The following is a 22036-nucleotide window of genomic DNA, read 5'->3' on the forward strand; positions in this document are numbered from 1 at the left end:
CACTATGGATAAGAAAGCAGCTCGTATCCGTCGTGCGACCCGCGCACGCCGCAAACTCCAGGAACTGGGTGCGACGCGTCTGGTGGTACATCGTACCCCGCGCCATATTTATGCGCAGGTCATCGCACCGAACGGTTCTGAAGTCCTGGTAGCCGCTTCTACTGTAGAAAAAGCTATCGCTGAACAACTGAAGTATACCGGTAACAAAGATGCAGCTACCGCAGTAGGTAAAGCTATTGCTGAACGCGCATTGGAAAAAGGCATCAAAGACGTTGCTTTTGACCGTTCCGGTTTCCAATATCATGGTCGAGTCCAGGCACTGGCAGATGCTGCCCGTGAAGCTGGCCTTCAGTTCTAAGGTAGAGGTGTAAGATGGCTCACATCGAGAAACAAGCTGGCGAACTGCAGGAAAAGCTGATCGCGGTAAATCGCGTATCTAAAACCGTTAAAGGTGGCCGTATTTTCAGCTTCACCGCACTGACTGTAGTGGGTGATGGCAACGGTCGCGTTGGTTTTGGTTACGGTAAAGCACGCGAAGTTCCGGCAGCGATCCAGAAAGCGATGGAAAAAGCCCGTCGCAATATGATGAATGTCGCGCTGAACAACGGCACCCTGCAGCACCCGGTTAAAGGTGCTCACACGGGTTCTCGTGTGTTCATGCAGCCGGCTTCCGAAGGTACCGGTATTATTGCCGGCGGTGCAATGCGCGCCGTTTTGGAAGTCGCAGGGGTACACAACGTATTGGCTAAAGCCTATGGTTCCACTAACCCGATTAACGTGGTTCGTGCAACGATTGATGGCCTGGCCAACATGAAGTCCCCGGAAATGGTCGCTGCCAAGCGTGGTAAATCCGTTGAAGAAATTCTGGGGTAATTAACCATGGCAAAGACTATTAAAATAACTCAAACCCGTAGTGCAATCGGTCGTCTGCCGAAACATAAGGCAACGCTGCTTGGCCTGGGTCTGCGTCGTATTGGTCATACTGTTGAACGTGAGGATACTCCTGCGGTTCGCGGTATGGTCAACGCGGTTTCCTATATGGTTAAAGTGGAGGAGTAACAGATGCGTTTGAATACTCTGTCTCCGGCCGAAGGCGCCAAACATGCTCCGAAGCGTGTAGGTCGTGGTATCGGTTCCGGCCTGGGTAAAACCGGCGGACGCGGCGTCAAGGGCCAGAACTCTCGTTCTGGCGGTGGCGTGCGTCGCGGTTTTGAAGGCGGTCAGATGCCTTTATACCGTCGCCTGCCGAAATTCGGTTTTACTTCTCGCAAAGCAATGGTTACGGCAGAGATTCGTCTGTCTGACCTGGCTAAAGTGGAAGGCGACATCGTTGACCTGAATACACTGAAAGCAGCTAATGTTATTGGCGTTCAGATCGAATTTGCGAAAGTGATTCTGTCTGGTGAGGTTGCTCGTCCGGTAACGATTCGTGGTCTGCGTGTCACTAAAGGTGCTCGTGCTGCTATCGAAGCTGCTGGCGGTAAAATTGAGGAATAAGTAGCAGATGGCCAAACAACCAGGATTAGATTTTCAAAGTGCTAAAGGCGGAGTTGGTGAACTGAAGCGCAGACTATTGTTTGTTATCGGTGCGCTGATTGTTTTCCGTATTGGCTCTTTTATTCCGATTCCTGGTATTGATGCCACTGTGCTTGCCAAATTGCTTGAGCAACAGCGAGGCACCATCATTGAAATGTTCAACATGTTCTCTGGTGGTGCACTCAGCCGTGCTTCTATCTTTGCTCTGGGTATTATGCCGTATATTTCGGCATCAATTATTATCCAGCTGTTAACGGTGGTTCATCCAGCGTTGGCAGAAATAAAGAAAGAAGGGGAGGCTGGCCGTCGCAAGATTAGCCAGTACACCCGTTACGGTACTCTGGTATTGGCCATATTCCAGTCGATCGGTATTGCTACCGGTTTGCCGAATATGCCTGGGATGCAAGGCTTGGTGTTAAATCCAGGCTTTGCTTTCTACTTTACCGCTGTTGTGAGTCTGGTTACCGGGACGATGTTCCTGATGTGGCTGGGCGAACAGATTACAGAACGGGGTATCGGCAACGGTATCTCAATCATAATCTTTGCTGGTATTGTTGCGGGATTGCCGCCGGCCATTGGCCATACCATCGAGCAAGCGCGGCAAGGCGACCTGCACTTCCTCCTGTTGCTGTTGGTTGCAGTTTTAGTGTTTGCAGTAACCTTCTTCGTTGTTTTCATTGAGCGTGGTCAGCGTCGTATCGTCGTCAACTATGCCAAGCGTCAACAAGGTCGTCGTGTTTATGCAGCACAGAGTACGCATTTGCCGTTGAAAGTGAATATGGCGGGGGTTATCCCGGCTATTTTTGCTTCCAGCATTATTCTGTTCCCGGCTACGATTGCATCCTGGTTCGGGGGCGGTACCGGTTGGAACTGGCTGACTACAATTTCGATGTATTTGCAGCCTGGACAGCCGCTTTATGTGTTACTCTATGCGACTGCAATCATCTTCTTCTGTTTCTTCTACACTGCGTTGGTTTTCAACCCTCGTGAAACAGCAGATAACCTGAAGAAGTCCGGTGCATTCGTGCCAGGAATTCGTCCGGGAGAGCAAACGGCAAAATATATCGATAAAGTAATGACCCGCCTTACCTTGGTAGGTGCGATGTATATTACTTTCATCTGCCTGATCCCGGAGTTCATGCGTGATGCAATGAAAGTGCCCTTCTATTTCGGCGGCACGTCATTATTGATCGTTGTTGTGGTCATCATGGACTTTATGGCTCAAGTGCAAACTCTGATGATGTCGAGTCAATACGAGTCTGCATTGAAGAAAGCAAACCTGAAAGGCTATAACCGTTAATCGGGTGAGCTTGAGAAGTTACGGAGAGTAAAAATGAAAGTTCGTGCTTCCGTCAAGAAATTATGTCGTAACTGTAAGATTGTTAAGCGTAACGGTGTCGTTCGTGTGATCTGCAGTGCCGAACCGAAGCATAAACAGCGTCAAGGCTGATTATCTCGCATATTTTTCTTGCAAAGTTGGGTTGAGCTGGCTAGATTAGCCAGCCAATCTTTTGTCTGTAACTGCAATACTATTTGAGTATCCTGAAAACGGGCTTTTCAGAATGGTATTGCTGTATAAAATTGTAGGAGTGCATAGTGGCCCGTATAGCAGGCATTAACATTCCTGATCATAAACATACCGTTATCGCGTTAACGTCGATCTATGGTATCGGTAAAACTCGTTCGCAGTCTATTTGCGCTGCTACGGGCATTGCCGAAAATGTTAAGATCAGTGAGCTGTCTGAAGAGCAAATCGATAAGCTGCGTGACGAAGTTGCCAAGTTTGTTGTCGAAGGCGATCTGCGTCGTGAAGTTACCCTGAGCATCAAACGTCTTATGGACCTTGGTACTTATCGTGGTTTGCGTCATCGTCGTGGTCTGCCGGTTCGCGGTCAGCGTACCAAGACTAACGCCCGTACCCGTAAGGGTCCGCGCAAACCGATCAAGAAATAATCGGGGTGATTGAATAATGGCAAAGGCACCTATTCGTGCACGTAAGCGTGTAAGAAAGCAAGTCTCTGACGGTGTGGCTCATATCCATGCTTCTTTCAACAACACCATCGTAACTATTACCGATCGTCAGGGTAATGCGCTGGGTTGGGCAACTGCCGGTGGTTCCGGTTTCCGTGGTTCTCGTAAATCCACTCCGTTCGCCGCTCAAGTAGCAGCAGAGCGCTGTGCTGAAGCAGTGAAAGAGTACGGTATCAAGAACCTGGAAGTTATGGTTAAAGGACCTGGTCCGGGCCGTGAGTCTACTATCCGCGCGTTGAACGCGGCTGGTTTCCGCATCACTAATATTACTGATGTGACTCCGATCCCTCATAACGGTTGTCGTCCGCCGAAAAAGCGTCGCGTTTAACGCCGCTTTTAGGATTGTTGGAGAAAGAAAATGGCAAGATATTTGGGTCCTAAGCTCAAGCTGAGCCGTCGTGAAGGCACCGACCTGTTTCTGAAGTCTGGTGTTCGTGCGATCGATTCCAAGTGTAAGATTGAACAAGCTCCTGGTCAGCATGGTGCGCGTAAACCGCGTCTGTCTGACTATGGTGTACAGTTGCGTGAAAAGCAAAAAGTTCGCCGTATGTACGGTGTGCTGGAACGCCAGTTCCGTAACTATTATAAAGAAGCAGCCCGTCTGAAAGGCAACACAGGTGCGAACCTGCTGCAATTGCTGGAAGGCCGTCTGGATAACGTTGTTTATCGTATGGGATTTGGCGCCACTCGTGCAGAAGCACGTCAGCTGGTTAGCCATAAAGCCATCATGGTAAACGGTCGCGTTGTTAACATCGCTTCTTATCAGGTATCCCCGAATGACGTAGTCAGCATCCGTGAGAAAGCGAAAAAGCAATCTCGTGTTAAGGCCGCTCTGGAGCTGGCTGAACAGCGTGAAAAGCCAACTTGGCTGGAAGTTGATGCTGCCAAGATGGAAGGTGTGTTCAAACGTATTCCTGAACGGACCGATCTGTCTGCGGACATTAATGAACACCTGATCGTCGAGCTTTACTCCAAGTAAAGCTTAGTACCAAAGAGAGGACACAATGCAGGGTTCTGTGACAGAGTTTCTAAAACCGCGCCTGGTTGATATCGAGCAAGTGAGTTCGACGCACGCCAAGGTGACCCTTGAGCCGTTAGAGCGGGGCTTCGGCCATACTCTTGGCAACGCACTGCGCCGTATTCTGCTTTCATCCATGCCAGGTTGCGCGGTGACCGAGGTTGAGATTGATGGTGTACTGCATGAGTACAGCACCAAAGAAGGCGTACAGGAAGATATCCTGGAAATCCTGCTCAACCTGAAAGGGCTGGCGGTGAGAGTTCAAGGCAAAGATGAAGTTATTCTTACCCTGAATAAATCTGGCATTGGCCCTGTGACTGCAGCCGACATCGTCCATGACGGTGATGTCGAAATCGTCAAGCCACAGCACTTGATCTGCCATCTGACCGATGAAAACGCGGCTATCAGCATGCGTATTAAAGTTCAGCGTGGCCGTGGTTATGTGCCGGCATCTGCCCGTATTCATACGGAAGAAGATGAGCGCCCGATTGGTCGCCTGTTAGTCGATGCTTGCTACAGCCCTGTAGAGCGTATTGCCTACAATGTTGAAGCAGCTCGCGTAGAACAGCGTACTGATTTGGACAAGCTGGTCATCGAAATGGAAACCAATGGCACAATCGATCCTGAAGAGGCGATTCGTCGTGCGGCAACCATTCTGGCTGAACAACTTGAAGCTTTTGTTGACCTGCGTGATGTACGTCAACCAGAAGTTAAAGAAGAAAAACCAGAGTTCGATCCGATCTTGCTGCGCCCTGTTGACGATCTGGAATTGACTGTCCGCTCTGCTAACTGCCTCAAGGCAGAAGCTATCCACTACATCGGTGATCTGGTACAGCGTACCGAGGTTGAGCTGTTGAAAACGCCTAACCTTGGTAAAAAATCTCTTACTGAGATTAAAGATGTGCTGGCTTCACGTGGTTTGTCTCTGGGCATGCGTCTGGAAAACTGGCCACCGGCAAGCATCGCTGATGAGTAACCAGATCACAGGTTAAGGTTTTACTGAGAAGGATAAGGTCATGCGCCATCGTAAGAGTGGTCGTCAACTGAACCGTAACAGCAGCCATCGTCAGGCTATGTTCCGTAACATGGCTGGTTCTTTGGTTCGTCATGAGATTATCAAGACGACCTTGCCAAAAGCAAAAGAGCTGCGTCGTGTTGTTGAACCGCTGATTACTCTTGCCAAGACCGACAGCGTTGCTAATCGTCGTCTGGCATTCGCCCGTACTCGTGATAACGAGATCGTGGCAAAACTGTTTAATGAACTTGGCCCGCGTTTCGCGAGCCGTGCCGGTGGTTACACTCGTATTCTGAAGTGTGGCTTCCGTGCTGGCGACAATGCGCCGATGGCATACATCGAGCTCGTTGATCGCTCAGCTTCTCAGACAGAAGAAGTTGCAACTGCAGAGTAATCTGCAAGCGCATAAAAAAACCGGGGAAACCCGGTTTTTTTATGTCTGAAATACGGCTAACCTTGATGAGAGTGACACTACTTCAGAGGTTATTATGTGGTTAATTGATGAATTAGTTGAACGCCATATTGCGCAAGCTCGGGAAGAGGGGGCTTTTGATAACCTCCCCGGGACTGGTCGGCCATTAGTGTTGGACGATGATAGCGCTGTACCACCGGAATTGAGAACCGCTTATCGATTATTAAAGAATGCTGGTTGTCTCCCGATGGAGTTGGAAGAGCGTAAAGAGGCATTAAAATTAGCCGATCTTCTGGAAAATATCTCCCGGCAGTCTCCTGAGTATGAATCTGTTTCCCGCCGGTTTCGTATGATCGAGTTAAGCTTGCAACAACGCGGTATCAATACTGATTTTTTGCACAGTGAATATGCTGGTTGTTTAAAAAAAACGTTTGGAGCGCAAGATTAACGTCACATATCGCCTATATTATCGGGGCGTTATCCCCTATACTCTCCCCGCTTTATTTTACTATTCTGATAATGAGAGGTAAGTATGACTGTATATCGTCATAAACGAGGCAAAATTCAGGACAATGCCATCGAAGCGTTGTTATCTGACCCGCTATTTCGCCAACGAGTGGAAGTAAACAGTAAGGGAAAAGGAAGCTATCGTAGAAAAGACAAACATGTAAAGAAGGGAAACTGGGAGGCCAGTGGCAAGCAATCAATTGATTTTTTACCACTGGCCTTTTGATTTTCTGGGGTTCTCTGATTTCGAGATGTATTACGATGGTTTCAAAAACACTGTTGATGAATCTATCGTAATTATAATGCGAATTGTTGCTTATTTTTTCAACAGGTCACGTATTTCAGTTAATAATTTCTCTTCTGCGCTGGGTTTTGGCGGCGCTGCTGGCGCATCTTCCTGTTTACGGCGTAATTTATTCATCAATTTGATTGCCATGAAAATAGCGAACGCGACAATGATGAAATCAAAAATATTCTGAATGAAAACCCCGTAATGCATTACGACCGCAGGCACATCCCCCTGAGCAGCACGTAATACCAGGCTGAATTGTTTAAAGTCTACCCCGCCAATTAGCAGCCCTAACGGGGGCATGATGATATCCGATACCAATGAAGAAACGATTTTCCCGAAAGCCGCGCCAATAATAACCCCGACCGCCAGATCGACTACGTTTCCGCGCATGGCAAATTCACGGAATTCTTTGATAATACTCATAACCACTCCCCTTGATAAAAAGATAGATTAATTTTAACAAATAGTTCTATATTTGCCATATTCTCATATGAGGTTTAATAAATTACCTATCTTGATTACAGGAAAAATGGACTTGGCTGGAATAACCGTTCTACATCAGGTACGAATTTCTTGTCTGTTAAGAACATTATTATGTGGTCGCCTTGTTCAATACGAGTATTATCATTGGCAATAATGACGTCATCCCCACGGACAATCGCGCCGATGGTTGTTCCTGGCGGCAGTTTTATATCTTCAATCATACGTCCGACGACTTTTGATGTCCCTTCATCGCCATGAGCGATGGCCTCAATCGCTTCAGCGACCCCTCTGCGTAGCGACGATACGCTGACAATATCCGCTTTACGCACGTGGCTTAGCAATGCGGAAATGGTTGCTTGCTGCGGTGAGATAGCAACGTCAATTACGCTTCCTTGTACTAAATCTACATAGGCCCGGCGTTGGATAAGCACCATGACTTTTTTGGCCCCCATCCGTTTAGCCAGCATGGCGGACATAATGTTGGCTTCATCGTCGTTGGTGATGGCGATAAACACATCCATTTGCTCAATATGCTCTTCTGCCAGCAGCTCCTGATCCGAAGCATCACCATGAAAAACGATGGTATCCTGCAATAATTCCGCCAGTTCGGCGGCTCTTTCCGCATTATGTTCTATCAGTTTAATGCTGTAGCCTTTTTCTAACCGCTGGGCCAGTCCGGCGCCTACGTTTCCGCCGCCAACGATCATGATCCGCTTATAAGGGTTCTCCAGACGTTGCAGTTCACTCATTACGGCGCGGATATTCTGTGAGGCAGCCACAAAAAACACTTCATCGCCGGCTTCAATGACTGTCGAGCCTTGGGGACGAATAGGGCGATCCTGGCGGAAAATAGCGGCGACGCGGGTTTCTATATGTGGCATATGTTCGCGAATAGATGACAACGCATTTCCGACCAATGGGCCGCCATAATAAGCATTGACGGCGGCAATACTCACTTTGCCCTGAGCAAAATTAACAACCTGAAGCGCGCCAGGGTATTCAATCAGCTTGTAAATATTATCGATCACCAGTTGTTCCGGAGAGATCAAATAGTCAATGGGAACGGCTTCCGGTAGAAATAACTGATCGGCTTCGCGCATATATGCAGACGATCTGATACGCGCAATACGGTTGGGTGTATTGAAAAGCGAATAGGCTATTTGGCATGCGACCATGTTAGTTTCATCGGAGTTGGTTACCGCCACTAACATGTCCGCGTCTTCTGCTCCAGCCTCATGTAGGACTCGTGGATGGGAGGCGTAACCCGTGACCACACGGAGATCAAATTTATCCTGAAGCTGACGCAAACGAGCCGTATCGGTATCAACGACGGTGATGTCGTTATTTTCACCCGCCAGATTTTCCGCCAGCGTACCGCCAACCTGACCAGCACCGAGAATAATAATCTTCATAGTTAATTTGCCGTATGTGTTATTGCCTTATGGCCCTAGACAATACTGGGTTTAATGTTCGGTTTTTACCAGCCTTGCATAGAAGAAACCATCACCGTCTTCCGGGCTGGGAAATTTTTGTATCCCAGGTCTTTCCTGGCTACCGGTACCAGTTAATCGGGCATCGGAATGACGCATTAAAAAGTGGTGTATTTGCTGGTGATTTTCTTCCGGCAAGATCGAACAGGTTGCATAAACCAACGTACCGCCAGTTTTCAGGTGCGGCCAGATCGCATCAAGAATATCTTTTTGCAGTAAAGCGAGTTCGTCGATATCGCTATCGCGGCGCAGCCATTTAATGTCTGGATGGCGCCGTACGACGCCTGTGGCGGAACACGGTGCGTCCAACAGAATACGATCAAACATTTTATCGCCACACCAGTTTTCCGGTTGACGGCCGTCCCCTTGCTTTAGCTCGGCATCCAACTGTAGACGCTGTAAATTTTCCCTGACTCTACCCAGTCTTTCATCATCAATATCGACGGCCAGTACCTGAGCTTTGGGGGCGGCTTCAAGGATATGGGTTGTTTTACCGCCAGGCGCCGCGCATAGATCGAGAATTTGCTCGCCGTTCTGGGGAGATAACCAATGGATGCAGCCTTGGGCTGAGGCGTCCTGTACCGTTACCCACCCTTGCGAGAAGCCGGGCAGTAGATTAACCGCGCAGGGAACAGATAACCGGATGGCGTCTGGGTAGTCGGGATGCGATACGGCTTCGATATCTTCTTGTTTTAGCAGGGATAGATATTCATCACGGCTGTGGTGCAACCGGTTAACCCGCAGCCACATCGGCGGCCGCTGGTTATTGGCTTCAATAATATTTTCCCAGTTTTCAGGGTAGGCATTTTTAATGCGTGCCAGTAACCAGCTTGGGTGCAGATAGCGTGCCGGCGTGTTCGCCGCACGTTGCAACAGTTCATCCTGCTGGCGTTGAAACTGGCGTAAAACGCCGTTAATCAACCCCTTAAGCTGAGGGCGTTTCAAGGCGACGGCCCCTTCTACTGTTTCCGCTAATGCAGCATGTGGCGGGATACGGGTATACAGCAACTGGTATATGCCAACCATAATGAGGTAGTGCAAAGTGCGCTGTTTACCCGTTAATGGTTTTGCCATTAATTGCTGAATGCACCACTCTAACTGCGGTAATACACGTAGTACGCCAAAGCACAACTCCTGTAATAGCGCGCGATCCTTGTCAGTGATATCTCGCTGATAAGTAGGTAATAAAGTGCTGAGCGACTGTCCGTGATCCAATACTTGCCCTACCACTTTAGCGGTAATACTGCGAAGGTTATATGAGCTTTTCATTAGTTAGCGACTACGTGATAGATAGGGTATACCGGCGAAAATCGCCGGCATGAAAACATCGTTTAGGCCAGAACATTACCAGAAATAAACCACTCACGCCGGGAGTTAAGTAAATCCTGCGCCGTCATGACTTTTTTACCGGCTGGTTGTAGTTCAAGAATAGTTAATACGCCGTCAGAGGTGGCGACCTGAATACCATTTTTGTCGGCATGTATGATGGTGCCGGGCAGCGCGTGATGAACCGTTGCGCTAACCTCGCATTTCCATACTTTAATCGGTTGTTCATCAATGACAAAGTAGCTGACCGGCCACGGATTGAAAGCACGCACGCAGCGCTCAAGCTGCGCGGCTGGAAGCTGCCAGTTGAGACGGGCTTCTTCTTTGCTGAGCTTTTCTGCGTAGGTGGCCTGGGCCTCATCCTGAGGTTCTGCCGTTATTTGACCATCGGTAAGCCGTTCTAGCGTTTCCAATAACCCTTGGGGGCCCAATTCAGCCAGTTTGGCGTATAACGTTGCACTGGTATCCTGTAGCAGGATCGGACACTCGAGCTTATGCAACATCGCACCGGTATCAAGGCCGGCGTCCATCTGCATGATGGTCACGCCGGTACTCCGATCGCCTGCCCACAGGGCGCGTTGGATAGGTGCGGCTCCCCGCCAGCGAGGCAGCAGCGAGCCATGCACATTAAGACAGCCGAGACGCGGCATATCCAGGACGGCCTGCGGTAAAATCAGCCCATAGGCGACAACCACCATCACGTCGGCATGGAGTGCTTTAACCATCTCTTGGCCTTCAGCTTGGCGCAGCGACTTGGGTTGATACACCGGAATTCCATGCTGTTCCGCCAGCACTTTTACCGGACTGGCGGTTAACTTTTTTCCACGCCCTGCCGGACGATCCGGCTGGGTGAATACGCCGACAATCTGATGTTGGGATGATAGCAACGCGTCAAGATGACGCGCCGCAAAATCAGGCGTTCCAGCAAAGATGATACGTAAAGAATCAGACACGTTGTTTCCTGTCGGGAAGAGAAATGATTAACCTCGGCTGTTCTGTTTCGCCAGTTTTTCCAGCTTCTGACGGATCCTCTGGCGCTTAAGCGGGGAGAGATAATCGATAAACAGTTTCCCAACCAGGTGATCCATTTCATGCTGAATACAAATGGCCAACAGGCCATCCGTTTCCAGTTCAAAGGTATTTCCTTCCCGATCCAGCGCCCGCACTTTTACACGCTCGGCACGTGGAACTAGCGCTCTTGTTTCTGGGATCGATAGACAACCTTCTTCTATGCCAGTATCGCCATCCTTCTCAAGCAGTTCGGGATTGATCAATACCAGTCTCTCATCCCGAGATTCTGAAACATCAATAACGATAATACGTTGATGTATATCCACCTGTGTGGCGGCCAGGCCAATGCCTTCCTCTTCATACATGGTATCGAACATATCATCGACGATACGCTGAATGTCTGCATTGACTTCTTTTACGGGCCGCGCCGTTATGCGAAGCCGCTCGTCTGGAAAATGTAATACCTGCAAAACTGACATATATATTTAGATCTGTATCCGAGTGATGAGAGAGTAATAGTGCTTATTCTAGACATTTCCCGCACTGATTGACAGCATCTGCAATCATATTGACGGTAGATCAGAACGCGACGGAATAAGGGATGCTCAATGTTATCAACGGAAGTTTGGCTGCGCTTAATGGGGGTAAAGCAGTTGGGGGCCAGGCGGGCCGGGAAAATAGCCAAGGAACTTATTGCCGCGCGCGGCTATGACAAGGATCTCTTGATTTCTAGCGGTATGACTGAGGCTCAGGCGGAACAGTTCCAGCGGTGTGACGGGAAGATGTTGGAAGAAACCCAGCGTTGGCTGTCGCAGCCTGGTCATCATATGGTGAGCTGTATAGATGAGCGATACCCACTTTTACTCAGTAATATCAGCGCGTTTCCACTTTTGTTGTTTGTCGCGGGCGAGCTTTCCCTGCTTGCACAGCCGCAAATCGCTATTGTCGGCAGCCGCAATAATAGTCCGTATGGTGAGCAATGGGGGCAATTCTTTGCACAGGAGCTGGCGGTCAGCGATCTTGTCGTCACGAGCGGGCTGGCTGTCGGAATTGACGGCATCGCGCATCGCGCCGCACTGAATGCCGGGGGAAAGACGATTGCGGTATTGGGCAGCGGATTGGCGCATATCTATCCCCGACGTCATCAACACCTCGCTGCGCGCATCCTTGAACAGGGGGGAGCATTGGTTTCCGAATTTCCTATAGCGACGTTGCCGTTACCTACGCATTTCCCAAGACGAAACCGTATTATTAGCGGGCTGAGTCTAGGGGTTCTAGTCATCGAGGCATCTATTCGCAGCGGATCGCTGGTGACGGCGCGCTACGCATTGGAACAAGGTCGGGAGGTGTTCGCCTTACCGGGGCCGATTGGCAACCCGATGACGGAAGGAACACATTGGTTAATTCAGCAGGGAGCTTATCTTGTCGCCCATCCCAAAGATGTTGTCGAACAGTTAATAAGTGAGCTTCAATGGCTATCAACTGGGACAGATAGAATTATTTCTGCTGTAGAAGATGATGTTGAATTGCCATTTGCCGATGTGTTGGCTAACGTAGGAGATGAGGTTACACCTGTTGACGTTGTCGCTGAACGTGCCGGCCAACCTGTGCCAGAGATAGTGAGTAAACTATTGGAGCTGGAGTTAGCAGGATGGATCGCAGCAGTACCCGGCGGCTATGTCCGATTAAGGAGGGCAGGCCATGTTCGACGTACTCATGTACTTGTTTGAAACTTATATCCACAATGAAACGGAAATGCGTGTCGATCAGGATACGTTGACTGATGACCTCACCCGTGCTGGATTTCATCGTAATGATATCTACAGCGCGTTGAGTTGGCTGGAAAAATTGGCTGACATACAGGAGGGGCAAAATACACCGCTCAACCTGGCCCATGATCCATTAGCAATCCGTATTTACACGCAGGATGAAGAACAGCGTCTGGATGCCGACTGCCGTGGTTTTTTATTATTTCTCGAACAGATCCAGGTATTGAATCTGGAAACGCGTGAAATGGTGATTGATCGGGTAATGGCGCTTGAAACGCAAGAGTTTGATCTGGAAGATCTTAAATGGGTCATTCTCATGGTGCTTTTTAATGTTCCCGGGTGTGAAAACGCGTATCAGCAAATGGAGGAACTCCTGTTTGAGGAAAATGACGGTTATGTGCAATAGCCCGGAATGTAGTAGGTAAGGGATGGCTAAGACCGTACTTTTTGCTGACAAGAAACAAGAGGTTTGCCCTGAATGTGGGTCTGTGCTGGTTATCCGATCCGGACGGCACGGGCCTTTTCTTGGTTGTTCCCGTTATCCGGAATGTGAGTTCATTCGCCCGCTGAAGGCTCAGGCTGACGGGCATGTGGTTAAGGTGCTTGATGGACAGCTGTGTCCGCGTTGCCAATCAACGTTAGTGCTAAGGCAAGGGCGCTATGGCATGTTCATTGGGTGTGGAAACTATCCTGAATGTAATCATACGGAGGTGATTGATCGGCCGGATGAAACGGCGCTGCGTTGTCCGCAATGCCATAAAGGAACGCTGTTGCAGCGTAAATCACGCTACGGAAAAGTATTTCATGCCTGCGATCGTTATCCCGAATGTCAGTTTACGCTTAATAATAAACCGGTCGCCGGGGAGTGTCCTCACTGCCACTATCCCTTACTTATCGAGAAGAAAACGGCAAAAGGCCTTAAGCTCTTTTGTGCCAGTAAATTATGTGGAAAGCCAGTGATGGCTGAAGTTGATAATAATGAATGATATTGCAGGTGATTTACCGACTTCTATCATGCAGGCATTGCTAAACGAAGAGGTCATTGCCTACCCCACCGAGGCTGTTTTTGGTTTGGGATGCGACCCAGACAGCGAACTCGCGGTTAAACGTCTGTTAGTTCTGAAGCAACGCCCATGGCAAAAAGGATTGATTCTGATTGCGGCTGATTATCAGCAATTGAAGCCTTATATTGATGATAGCCTGCTGTCTGACGAGCAAAAGGAAGTGATGTTTTCTCGTTGGCCCGGACCTGTTACCTGGGTGATCCCAGCCAGGAACACAACACCAAAGTGGCTGACGGGAAAATTTAATTCGCTGGCGGTGCGGGTCAGTGCGCATCCATTGGTGAAAAAGTTGTGCATCGGCTATGGCAAGCCTCTGGTTTCAACCAGCGCTAATTTGAGCGGACAGCCGCCTTGTCGTTCTGAGCAGGAAATCTATCAGCAGTTTGGTGATGATTTTCCCGTTTTGCGAGGGAAAGTGGGGGGAAGGGTTAATCCTTCCGAAATTAGAGATGTTTTAACCGGTGAGCTATTGCGTCAGGGTTGATGTAAAGATTGGAGAGTAGGGTGTCTGAGATAAAGTCGTTTGCTGTTTTTGGTAACCCAATCGCGCATAGCAAGTCACCGCGTATACATGAGTTATTTGCCGCTCAGACAGGTATTGAACTGACCTATAGACGTCTTTTAGCGCCGTTGGATCGCTTTGAAGAAATGCTACAAGGCTACTTTCAGGAGGGCGCCCATGGAGCGAATATCACCGTTCCATTTAAAGAACGAGCCTTCGCAAAGGCCGATGAACTGAGTGAAGGGGCATCGCTTGCCGGGGCGGTTAACACGTTAAAGAAACTGCATGACGGACGTTTGTTTGGTGATAACACCGATGGTGTTGGTTTACTCAGTGATTTGCAGCGCCTGAATTTTATCAAACCACAAGATCGCATTTTATTGGTCGGTGCGGGGGGCGCGGCACGAGGTGTAATTCAACCGCTGCTGTCTTATGGTTGCTCGATTGTTGTGACCAACAGAACGTTTGCTAAAGCAGAAGGCTTAGCCAAACTATTCAGCGTTGTTGGCAATATTCATGCCGTTGCGTTGGATGATCTGCGTGAACAACATTTCGATCTGATTATTAATGCGACATCATCGAGTCTTCATGGCGATATTCCTCAACTACCGGCTTCATTGATTTCTTCGCAAACATGCTGTTATGACATGTTTTATTTGTCCGAATTGACGCCGTTTCTGGCCTGGTGCGTACAGCATGGCGCAATTCGTTATGCTGATGGTCTGGGGATGCTGGTGGGGCAAGCCGCGCATTCTTTCCAGCTCTGGAATGGCGTCATGCCGGATGTCGTTCCGGTTATCGAGCAGCTTAAACGGGAGTTGGCTCAATGAATCAGGCGATTCAGTTTCCGGATCGTGAAAGTTGGAATGACGATCTTAAAGCCATCTGTTTTCCTGTCCTGGTCAATGGATTGCAACAGATGTGCTGTATCAGCGCGGAGCAGGTAATGCGACGCTATGGCGGCGGCGACCCGGAACAATGGCTATCGTTGTTCCGGCTGCATCGGTGGGATCTGGAGGACGAGTTTGAGAAGATGGTGCGGGATGAGGAATATGATAGCCAAGGCTACTTCTCGTTATCCTAAAGGATATAGTCGTTTTTCCAGCGAACGTAGTTAGCTGCCGAATACTCTAGCCCTTCAATCTCTTCCTGACTTAATGGGCGGATCTTTTTAGCCGGACTGCCAAGATACAGATAACCGCTTTCCAGGTGTTTCCTTGGCGGAACGAGACTACCGGCGCCGATCATTACGTCATCCTCAATGACCGCGCCATCAAGAATGATAGAACCCATCCCGACCAGCACGCGATTACCTATCGTGCAACCATGTAACATCGCTTTATGCCCAACCGTAACATCTTCCCCGATGATTAACGGATTACCCTCAGGATTCTTTTCTGAACCGTGTGTAATATGCAGAACGGAACCATCCTGAATGTTGCTCCTTGCGCCGATGTGAATATCGTTCACATCACCGCGGATCGCCACAAGAGGCCAAATGCTGACGTCGTTGCCGAGGGTTACCTTGCCGATGACTACGCTCGACGCATCAATCATGACGTTCTCGCCAATGATTGGGAACATACCTCTATAGCCGCGAACGTTTCCTGAATCCATCACCAACCCCTTATTGACCGCATCATGTGTGAATGAATAGATAAAGTATCGATAGATATGGGGTTACGGCAACCTGAAAATAGGCTCGATCGACTAAGATCTCAACGAAAGGGTTGAAAATTACGCGAACGGAAAAAAAGATCGAAAAAGTGGTTGTGCAAAGTGACGGGATCCCTATAATGCGCCTCCATCGACACGGCGCTGTGAATTCACAACCGGGTCGGTAAAAAAGAGAACAACCTGTTTGAAATAAACATTGACTCTTAAAGAGGAAAGCGTAATATACGCCACCTCGCGCGGCGGCTCAGGCCACAGTGCACTGCTCTTTAACAATTTAATCAGACAATCTGTGTGGGCACTCACAAGACCGTATCGGCAACGATATAAAAAAGTCTTGAAGAGTGACTAGCAGTAAATTCATTACGAATAAACAGTTACTAATTCTTTGAGCACAGCTATTAACTTAGCGAATCAAACAAATCTTAAATTGAAGAGTTTGATCATGGCTCAGATTGAACGCTGGCGGCAGGCCTAACACATGCAAGTCGAGCGGCAGCGGGAAGAAGCTTGCTTCTTTGCCGGCGAGCGGCGGACGGGTGAGTAAAGTCTGGGGATCTGCCCGATGGAGGGGGATAACTACTGGAAACGGTAGCTAATACCGCATAACGTCGCAAGACCAAAGTGGGGGACCTTAGGGCCTCACACCATCGGATGAACCCAGATGGGATTAGCTAGTAGGCGGGGTAAGGGCCCACCTAGGCGACGATCCCTAGCTGGTCTGAGAGGATGACCAGCCACACTGGAACTGAGACACGGTCCAGACTCCTACGGGAGGCAGCAGTGGGGAATATTGCACAATGGGGGAAACCCTGATGCAGCCATGCCGCGTGTATGAAGAAGGCCTTCGGGTTGTAAAGTACTTTCAGCGGGGAGGAAGGGGATAGGGTTAATAACCTTGTTCATTGACGTTACCCGCAGAAGAAGCACCGGCTAACTCCGTGCCAGCAGCCGCGGTAATACGGAGGGTGCAAGCGTTAATCGGAATGACTGGGCGTAAAGCGCACGCAGGCGGTCTGTTAAGTTGGATGTGAAATCCCCGGGCTTAACCTGGGAACTGCATTCAAGACTGGCAGGCTAGAGTCTCGTAGAGGGGGGTAGAATTCCAGGTGTAGCGGTGAAATGCGTAGAGATCTGGAGGAATACCGGTGGCGAAGGCGGCCCCCTGGACGAAGACTGACGCTCAGGTGCGAAAGCGTGGGGAGCAAACAGGATTAGATACCCTGGTAGTCCACGCCGTAAACGATGTCGACTTGGAGGCTGTGGTCTTGAACCGTGGCTTCCGGAGCTAACGCGTTAAGTCGACCGCCTGGGGAGTACGGCCGCAAGGTTAAAACTCAAATGAATTGACGGGGGCCCGCACAAGCGGTGGAGCATGTGGTTTAATTCGATGCAACGCGAAGAACCTTACCTACTCTTGACATCCAGAGAAGTTTGCAGAGATGCGAATGTGCCTTCGGGAGCTCTGAGACAGGTGCTGCATGGCTGTCGTCAGCTCGTGTTGTGAAATGTTGGGTTAAGTCCCGCAACGAGCGCAACCCTTATCCTTTGTTGCCAGCGATTCGGTCGGGAACTCAAAGGAGACTGCCGGTGATAAACCGGAGGAAGGTGGGGATGACGTCAAGTCATCATGGCCCTTACGAGTAGGGCTACACACGTGCTACAATGGCGCATACAAAGAGAAGCGACCTCGCGAGAGTAAGCGGACCTCATAAAGTGCGTCGTAGTCCGGATTGGAGTCTGCAACTCGACTCCATGAAGTCGGAATCGCTAGTAATCGTAGATCAGAATGCTACGGTGAATACGTTCCCGGGCCTTGTACACACCGCCCGTCACACCATGGGAGTGGGTTGCAAAAGAAGTAGGTAGCTTAACCTTCGGGGGGGCGCTTACCACTTTGTGATTCATGACTGGGGTGAAGTCGTAACAAGGTAACCGTAGGGGAACCTGCGGTTGGATCACCTCCTTACCAAAAGCCTGATGTAGGTAATGTGCAGTGTCCACAACAGATTGTCTGATGAAAATAACGAGCAGAAATACCTTAATAGGCTTGTAGCTCAGGTGGTTAGAGCGCACCCCTGATAAGGGTGAGGTCGGTGGTTCAAGTCCACTCAGGCCTACCAAATTCTTTCCCATGCTGCGTTGTGAAATGACTCGCATACTAGAGTATGCTTCGCCATTCCACGCCTTGCCTGGAAACGAATTAACTCTTCTATGAGTGGTACTAAAGGTAGCTGTAAGTGTCAGTAATGGGGCTATAGCTCAGCTGGGAGAGCGCCTGCTTTGCACGCAGGAGGTCTGCGGTTCGATCCCGCATAGCTCCACCATACAAAGACTTCAGAGCGTATTGGTAACAGTATGCTGTGAAGTATTATGCTCTTTAACAATCTGGAACAAGCTGAAATTTGAAACGATGCGGCTAAACATATCTCTCCGTGTAGTACTGAGATGTGATTTGGCTGTATCAGAGTCTCTCAAATAATCGCAGCGCAAGATGTCAAAAGACACCTTCGGGTTGTGAGGTTAAGCGACTAAGCGTACACGGTGGATGCCTAGGCAGTCAGAGGCGATGAAGGGCGTGCTAATCTGCGAAAAGCGTCGGTAAGGTGATATGAACCGTTACAACCGACGATACCCGAATGGGGAAACCCAGTGTGTTTCGACACATTATCATCACATGAATACATAGTGTGATGAGGCGAACCGGGGGAACTGAAACATCTCAGTACCCCGAGGAAAAGAAATCAACCGAGATTCCCCCAGTAGCGGCGAGCGAACGGGGAGGAGCCCAGAGTCTGCATCAGCTTGTGTGTCAGTGGAAGCGTCTGGAAAGTCGCACGACAGAGGGTGATAGTCCCGTACACGAAGACGCACAGGTTGTGAGCTCGATGAGTAGGGCGGGACACGTGTTATCCTGTCTGAATATGGGGGGACCATCCTCCAAGGCTAAATACTCCTGACTGACCGATAGTGAACCAGTACCGTGAGGGAAAGGCGAAAAGAACCCCGGCGAGGGGAGTGAAACAGAACCTGAAACCGTGTACGTACAAGCAGTGGGAGCCCCACCACCAAAGCGTTTCGCTTTGCGTGGTGTACAAAATGCGTAACGACATCACTGATGGCGGTTAACGTTGCGAAGCAACGTTCAACACACCAATCAAGCAGTGGAGCGTTTTGGGGTGGGGTGACTGCGTACCTTTTGTATAATGGGTCAGCGACTTATATTCTGTAGCAAGGTTAACCGCATAGGGGAGCCGCAGGGAAACCGAGTCTTAACTGGGCGTTGAGTTGCAGGGTATAGACCCGAAACCCGGTGATCTAGCCATGGGCAGGTTGAAGGTTGGGTAACACTAACTGGAGGACCGAACCGACTAATGTTGAAAAATTAGCGGATGACCTGTGGCTGGGGGTGAAAGGCCAATCAAACCGGGAGATAGCTGGTTCTCCCCGAAAGCTATTTAGGTAGCGCCTCGTGAATTCATCTCCGGGGGTAGAGCACTGTTTCGACTAGGGGGTCATCCCGACTTACCAACTCGATGCAAACTGCGAATACCGGAGAATGTTATCACGGGAGACACACGGCGGGTGCTAACGTCCGTCGTGAAGAGGGAAACAACCCAGACCGCCAGCTAAGGTCCCAAAGTCATGGTTAAGTGGGAAACGAGGTGGGAAGGCCCAGACAGCCAGGATGTTGGCTTAGAAGCAGCCATCATTTAAAGAAAGCGTAATAGCTCACTGGTCGAGTCGGCCCGCGCGGAAGATGTAACGGGGCTAAACCATGCACCGAAGCTGCGGCAGCGAACGTATCACCCAAGCCAATTTGGCGATGTCGAATGACGATTGATGGCGCGAAGCGACATCAATGCGTTTTACAAAGTCGAGTTGACTTAGGGATACGTTCGTTGGGTAGGGGAGCGTTCTGTAAGCCGTCGAAGGTGACCTGTGAGGGTTGCTGGAGGTATCAGAAGTGCGAATGCTGACATAAGTAACGATAATGCGGGTGAAAAACCCGCACGCCGGAAGACCAAGGGTTCCTGTCCAACGTTAATCGGGGCAGGGTGAGTCGACCCCTAAGGCGAGGCCGAAAGGCGTAGTCGATGGGAAACGGGTTAATATTCCCGTACTGGTTGTTACTGCGAAGGGGGGACGGAGAAAGCTAGGTTGGCCGGGCGACGGTAGTCCCGGTTTAAGCGTGCAGGTGGGTGTTTTTGGTAAATCCGGAACACCGTCAACACTGAGGCGTGATGACGAGTCACTACGGTGATGAAGTAACCGATGCTACGCTTCCAGGAAAAGCCTCTAAGCACCAGGTAACAATCAATCGTACCCCAAACCGACACAGGTGGTCAGGTAGAGAATACTCAGGCGCTTGAGAGAACTCGGGTGAAGGAACTAGGCAAAATGGTGCCGTAACTTCGGGAGAAGGCACGCTGGATTTGGTGAAGTCCCTTGCGGACGGAGCTGAGACCAGTCGCAGATACCAGCTGGCTGCAACTGTTTAATAAAAACACAGCACTGTGCAAACACGAAAGTGGACGTATACGGTGTGACGCCTGCCCGGTGCCGGAAGGTTAATTGATGGGGTAAGCAGCAATGCGAAGCTCTTGATCGAAGCCCCGGTAAACGGCGGCCGTAACTATAACGGTCCTAAGGTAGCGAAATTCCTTGTCGGGTAAGTTCCGACCTGCACGAATGGCGTAATGATGGCCAGGCTGTCTCCACCCGAGACTCAGTGAAATTGAACTCGCTGTGAAGATGCAGTGTACCCGCGGCAAGACGGAAAGACCCCGTGAACCTTTACTATAGCTTGACACTGAACCTTGAGCCTTGATGTGTAGGATAGGTGGGAGGCTTCGAAGCGTGGACGCCAGTCTGCGTGGAGCCGACCTTGAAATACCACCCTTTAATGTTTGATGTTCTAACGTGGGCCCCTGAGCGGGGTTGCGGACAGTGTCTGGTGGGTAGTTTGACTGGGGCGGTCTCCTCCCAAAGAGTAACGGAGGAGCACGAAGGTTAGCTAATCCTGGTCGGACATCAGGAGGTTAGTGCAAAGGCATAAGCTAGCTTGACTGCGAGAGTGACGGCTCGAGCAGGTGCGAAAGCAGGTCTTAGTGATCCGGTGGTTCTGAATGGAAGGGCCATCGCTCAACGGATAAAAGGTACTCCGGGGATAACAGGCTGATACCGCCCAAGAGTTCATATCGACGGCGGTGTTTGGCACCTCGATGTCGGCTCATCACATCCTGGGGCTGAAGTAGGTCCCAAGGGTATGGCTGTTCGCCATTTAAAGTGGTACGCGAGCTGGGTTTAGAACGTCGTGAGACAGTTCGGTCCCTATCTGCCGTGGGCGTTGGAAGATTGAGAGGGGTTGCTCCTAGTACGAGAGGACCGGAGTGAACGCACCACTGGTGTACGGGTTGTGATGCCAATTGCATTGCCCGGTAGCTACGTGCGGAAGAGATAACCGCTGAAAGCATCTAAGCGGGAAACTTGCCTCGAGATGAGTCTTCCCTGGGCACTTGATGCCCCTGAAGGGCCGTTGAAGACGACGACGTGGATAGGCTGGGTGTGTAAGTGCAGCGATGCATTGAGCTAACCAGTACTAATGACCCGAGAGGCTTAACCTTACAACACCGAAGGTGTTTTAGAGACGACGAAGATATTTTAGCTTGTTCAAAGATTGGTTCTGATGGTTGCAGAGAAAACTGCGACGGTTGGGATAAAACAGAATTTGCCTGGCGGCGATAGCGCGGTGGTCCCACCTGACCCCATGCCGAACTCAGAAGTGAAACGCCGAAGCGCCGATGGTAGTGTGGGGTCTCCCCATGTGAGAGTAGGGAACTGCCAGGCATCAAACACGTAAAGAAGCCTCATGCGCAAGCATGGGGCTTTTTTGCGTTTCGGGA

General features: G+C 50.0%; 25 protein-coding genes, 2 tRNA genes and 3 rRNA genes. 24 read left to right on the plus strand and 6 right to left on the minus strand.

The genetic code is table 11. The annotated features are described in order from the left end of the window. Positions 1-4 precede the first annotated feature (4 nt). The 13 genes from rplR to ACN28R_RS21455 all read left to right on the plus strand — a co-directional run bounded on the left by rplR (position 5) and on the right by ACN28R_RS21455 (position 6745). The gene (rplR, locus tag ACN28R_RS21395; RefSeq protein WP_048637252.1) at positions 5-358 is read left to right on the plus strand and encodes a 50S ribosomal protein L18; all 354 of its coding nucleotides are present in this window, start codon (positions 5-7) and stop codon (positions 356-358) included. 14 nt (positions 359-372) lie between these two features. Continuing rightward, positions 373-873 carry a 30S ribosomal protein S5 gene (rpsE, locus tag ACN28R_RS21400; RefSeq protein WP_005970257.1) on the plus strand — a complete coding sequence of 167 codons (501 nt, stop codon included), beginning with the start codon at positions 373-375 and terminating at the stop codon, positions 871-873. Between the two features lie 6 nt (positions 874-879). Beyond that, positions 880-1059: a 50S ribosomal protein L30 gene (gene rpmD, locus ACN28R_RS21405; RefSeq protein ID WP_004846568.1), complete on the plus strand. Its 180-nt coding sequence runs from the start codon at positions 880-882 to the stop codon at positions 1057-1059. Positions 1060-1062: 3 nt separating this feature from the next. Continuing rightward, positions 1063-1497, plus strand: a complete 435-nt coding sequence (gene rplO, locus ACN28R_RS21410; protein ID WP_095835420.1) for a 50S ribosomal protein L15 — start codon at positions 1063-1065, stop codon at positions 1495-1497. Between the two features lie 7 nt (positions 1498-1504). Continuing rightward, a complete protein-coding gene (secY, locus tag ACN28R_RS21415; protein ID WP_048637254.1) occupies positions 1505-2836 on the plus strand; it encodes a preprotein translocase subunit SecY in 1332 nt (443 codons plus the stop codon). 33 nt (positions 2837-2869) lie between these two features. Further along, positions 2870-2986, plus strand: coding sequence for a 50S ribosomal protein L36 (rpmJ, locus tag ACN28R_RS21420; RefSeq protein ID WP_002227352.1), 117 nt, complete (start codon positions 2870-2872; stop codon positions 2984-2986). A 146-nt stretch (positions 2987-3132) separates the two neighbouring features. After that, positions 3133-3489, plus strand: coding sequence for a 30S ribosomal protein S13 (gene rpsM / locus ACN28R_RS21425; protein WP_048637255.1), 357 nt, complete (start codon positions 3133-3135; stop codon positions 3487-3489). Between the two features lie 16 nt (positions 3490-3505). Then, complete coding sequence (gene rpsK / locus ACN28R_RS21430) at positions 3506-3895, plus strand: 30S ribosomal protein S11 (RefSeq protein ID WP_002919257.1); 390 nt, start codon at positions 3506-3508, stop codon at positions 3893-3895. 30 nt (positions 3896-3925) lie between these two features. Beyond that, positions 3926-4546, plus strand: coding sequence for a 30S ribosomal protein S4 (gene rpsD / locus ACN28R_RS21435; protein WP_048637256.1), 621 nt, complete (start codon positions 3926-3928; stop codon positions 4544-4546). Positions 4547-4571: 25 nt separating this feature from the next. Next, positions 4572-5561, plus strand: a complete 990-nt coding sequence (locus tag ACN28R_RS21440; protein WP_048637257.1) for a DNA-directed RNA polymerase subunit alpha — start codon at positions 4572-4574, stop codon at positions 5559-5561. Positions 5562-5601: 40 nt separating this feature from the next. Then, entirely contained in the window at positions 5602-5994 is a 393-nt protein-coding gene (rplQ, locus tag ACN28R_RS21445; protein WP_048637258.1) for a 50S ribosomal protein L17, read from the plus strand. Between the two features lie 94 nt (positions 5995-6088). After that, on the plus strand, positions 6089-6460 hold the full coding sequence (locus ACN28R_RS21450) for a DnaJ family domain-containing protein (RefSeq protein ID WP_095835421.1): 372 nt from the start codon (positions 6089-6091) through the stop codon (positions 6458-6460). An 84-nt stretch (positions 6461-6544) separates the two neighbouring features. Next, positions 6545-6745: an alternative ribosome-rescue factor A gene (locus ACN28R_RS21455; protein WP_048637260.1), complete on the plus strand. Its 201-nt coding sequence runs from the start codon at positions 6545-6547 to the stop codon at positions 6743-6745. Between the two features lie 90 nt (positions 6746-6835). Here ACN28R_RS21455 and mscL read toward each other — a convergent pair whose 3' ends face one another. The 5 genes from mscL to def form a co-directional block, all read right to left on the minus strand. Then, a complete protein-coding gene (mscL, locus tag ACN28R_RS21460) occupies positions 6836-7234 on the minus strand; it encodes a large-conductance mechanosensitive channel protein MscL (protein WP_048637261.1) in 399 nt (132 codons plus the stop codon). A 95-nt stretch (positions 7235-7329) separates the two neighbouring features. Further along, the gene (gene trkA, locus ACN28R_RS21465; RefSeq protein WP_095835422.1) at positions 7330-8706 is read right to left on the minus strand and encodes a Trk system potassium transporter TrkA; all 1377 of its coding nucleotides are present in this window, start codon (positions 8704-8706) and stop codon (positions 7330-7332) included. Between the two features lie 51 nt (positions 8707-8757). Beyond that, positions 8758-10053: a 16S rRNA (cytosine(967)-C(5))-methyltransferase RsmB gene (gene rsmB / locus ACN28R_RS21470; RefSeq protein ID WP_095835423.1), complete on the minus strand. Its 1296-nt coding sequence runs from the start codon at positions 10051-10053 to the stop codon at positions 8758-8760. A gap of 62 nt (positions 10054-10115) precedes the next feature. Continuing rightward, positions 10116-11063, minus strand: a complete 948-nt coding sequence (fmt, locus tag ACN28R_RS21475) for a methionyl-tRNA formyltransferase (protein ID WP_095835424.1) — start codon at positions 11061-11063, stop codon at positions 10116-10118. 27 nt (positions 11064-11090) lie between these two features. Then, positions 11091-11600, minus strand: coding sequence for a peptide deformylase (def, locus tag ACN28R_RS21480; protein WP_048637265.1), 510 nt, complete (start codon positions 11598-11600; stop codon positions 11091-11093). A 129-nt stretch (positions 11601-11729) separates the two neighbouring features. On the opposite strand from def, the gene dprA reads away from it, so the two are divergent. The 6 genes from dprA to ACN28R_RS21510 are packed head-to-tail and all read left to right on the plus strand — an operon-like array spanning position 11730 to position 15540. Further along, positions 11730-12851 carry a DNA-protecting protein DprA gene (gene dprA, locus ACN28R_RS21485; protein WP_095835425.1) on the plus strand — a complete coding sequence of 374 codons (1122 nt, stop codon included), beginning with the start codon at positions 11730-11732 and terminating at the stop codon, positions 12849-12851. Continuing rightward, positions 12823-13296, plus strand: coding sequence for a DUF494 family protein (locus ACN28R_RS21490; RefSeq protein ID WP_048637267.1), 474 nt, complete (start codon positions 12823-12825; stop codon positions 13294-13296). The genes dprA and ACN28R_RS21490 overlap by 29 nt, the downstream gene beginning before the upstream one ends. Before the next feature lie 22 nt (positions 13297-13318). Further along, complete coding sequence (locus ACN28R_RS21495) at positions 13319-13876, plus strand: DNA topoisomerase family protein (protein WP_048637268.1); 558 nt, start codon at positions 13319-13321, stop codon at positions 13874-13876. Further along, complete coding sequence (gene tsaC, locus ACN28R_RS21500; protein WP_048637269.1) at positions 13869-14438, plus strand: L-threonylcarbamoyladenylate synthase type 1 TsaC; 570 nt, start codon at positions 13869-13871, stop codon at positions 14436-14438. The genes ACN28R_RS21495 and tsaC overlap by 8 nt, the downstream gene beginning before the upstream one ends. 20 nt (positions 14439-14458) lie before the next feature. Then, on the plus strand, positions 14459-15286 hold the full coding sequence (gene aroE, locus ACN28R_RS21505; RefSeq protein ID WP_048637270.1) for a shikimate dehydrogenase: 828 nt from the start codon (positions 14459-14461) through the stop codon (positions 15284-15286). Then, positions 15283-15540 (plus strand): DUF1488 family protein, encoded by a 258-nt coding sequence (locus tag ACN28R_RS21510; RefSeq protein ID WP_048637271.1) that lies wholly within the window; start codon positions 15283-15285, stop codon positions 15538-15540. Before aroE ends, ACN28R_RS21510 begins: the two co-directional genes overlap by 4 nt. Here the strand turns inward: ACN28R_RS21510 and ACN28R_RS21515 are convergent. Beyond that, complete coding sequence (locus ACN28R_RS21515) at positions 15537-16073, minus strand: gamma carbonic anhydrase family protein (RefSeq protein ID WP_048637272.1); 537 nt, start codon at positions 16071-16073, stop codon at positions 15537-15539. The two genes, ACN28R_RS21510 and ACN28R_RS21515, sit on opposite strands and share 4 nt — an antisense overlap. Positions 16074-16557: 484 nt before the next feature. On the opposite strand from ACN28R_RS21515, the gene ACN28R_RS21520 reads away from it, so the two are divergent. The 5 genes from ACN28R_RS21520 to rrf all read left to right on the plus strand — a co-directional run bounded on the left by ACN28R_RS21520 (position 16558) and on the right by rrf (position 21980). Beyond that, positions 16558-18099: ribosomal RNA gene (locus ACN28R_RS21520) — 16S ribosomal RNA — on the plus strand. A gap of 77 nt (positions 18100-18176) precedes the next feature. Continuing rightward, positions 18177-18253: transfer RNA gene (locus ACN28R_RS21525), tRNA-Ile, on the plus strand. 128 nt (positions 18254-18381) lie between these two features. Further along, positions 18382-18457, plus strand: a tRNA-Ala gene (locus ACN28R_RS21530). 194 nt (positions 18458-18651) lie between these two features. Next, positions 18652-21757: ribosomal RNA gene (locus ACN28R_RS21535) — 23S ribosomal RNA — on the plus strand. Positions 21758-21864: 107 nt separating this feature from the next. Continuing rightward, positions 21865-21980, plus strand: a 5S ribosomal RNA gene (gene rrf, locus ACN28R_RS21540). Together the 16S, 23S and 5S rRNA genes with 2 tRNA genes alongside form the textbook arrangement of a ribosomal RNA operon. Positions 21981-22036 lie beyond the last annotated feature (56 nt).

Origin of the sequence: Brenneria goodwinii, assembly GCF_002291445.1 — a bacterium.
Classification (GTDB): domain Bacteria; phylum Pseudomonadota; class Gammaproteobacteria; order Enterobacterales; family Enterobacteriaceae; genus Brenneria; species Brenneria goodwinii.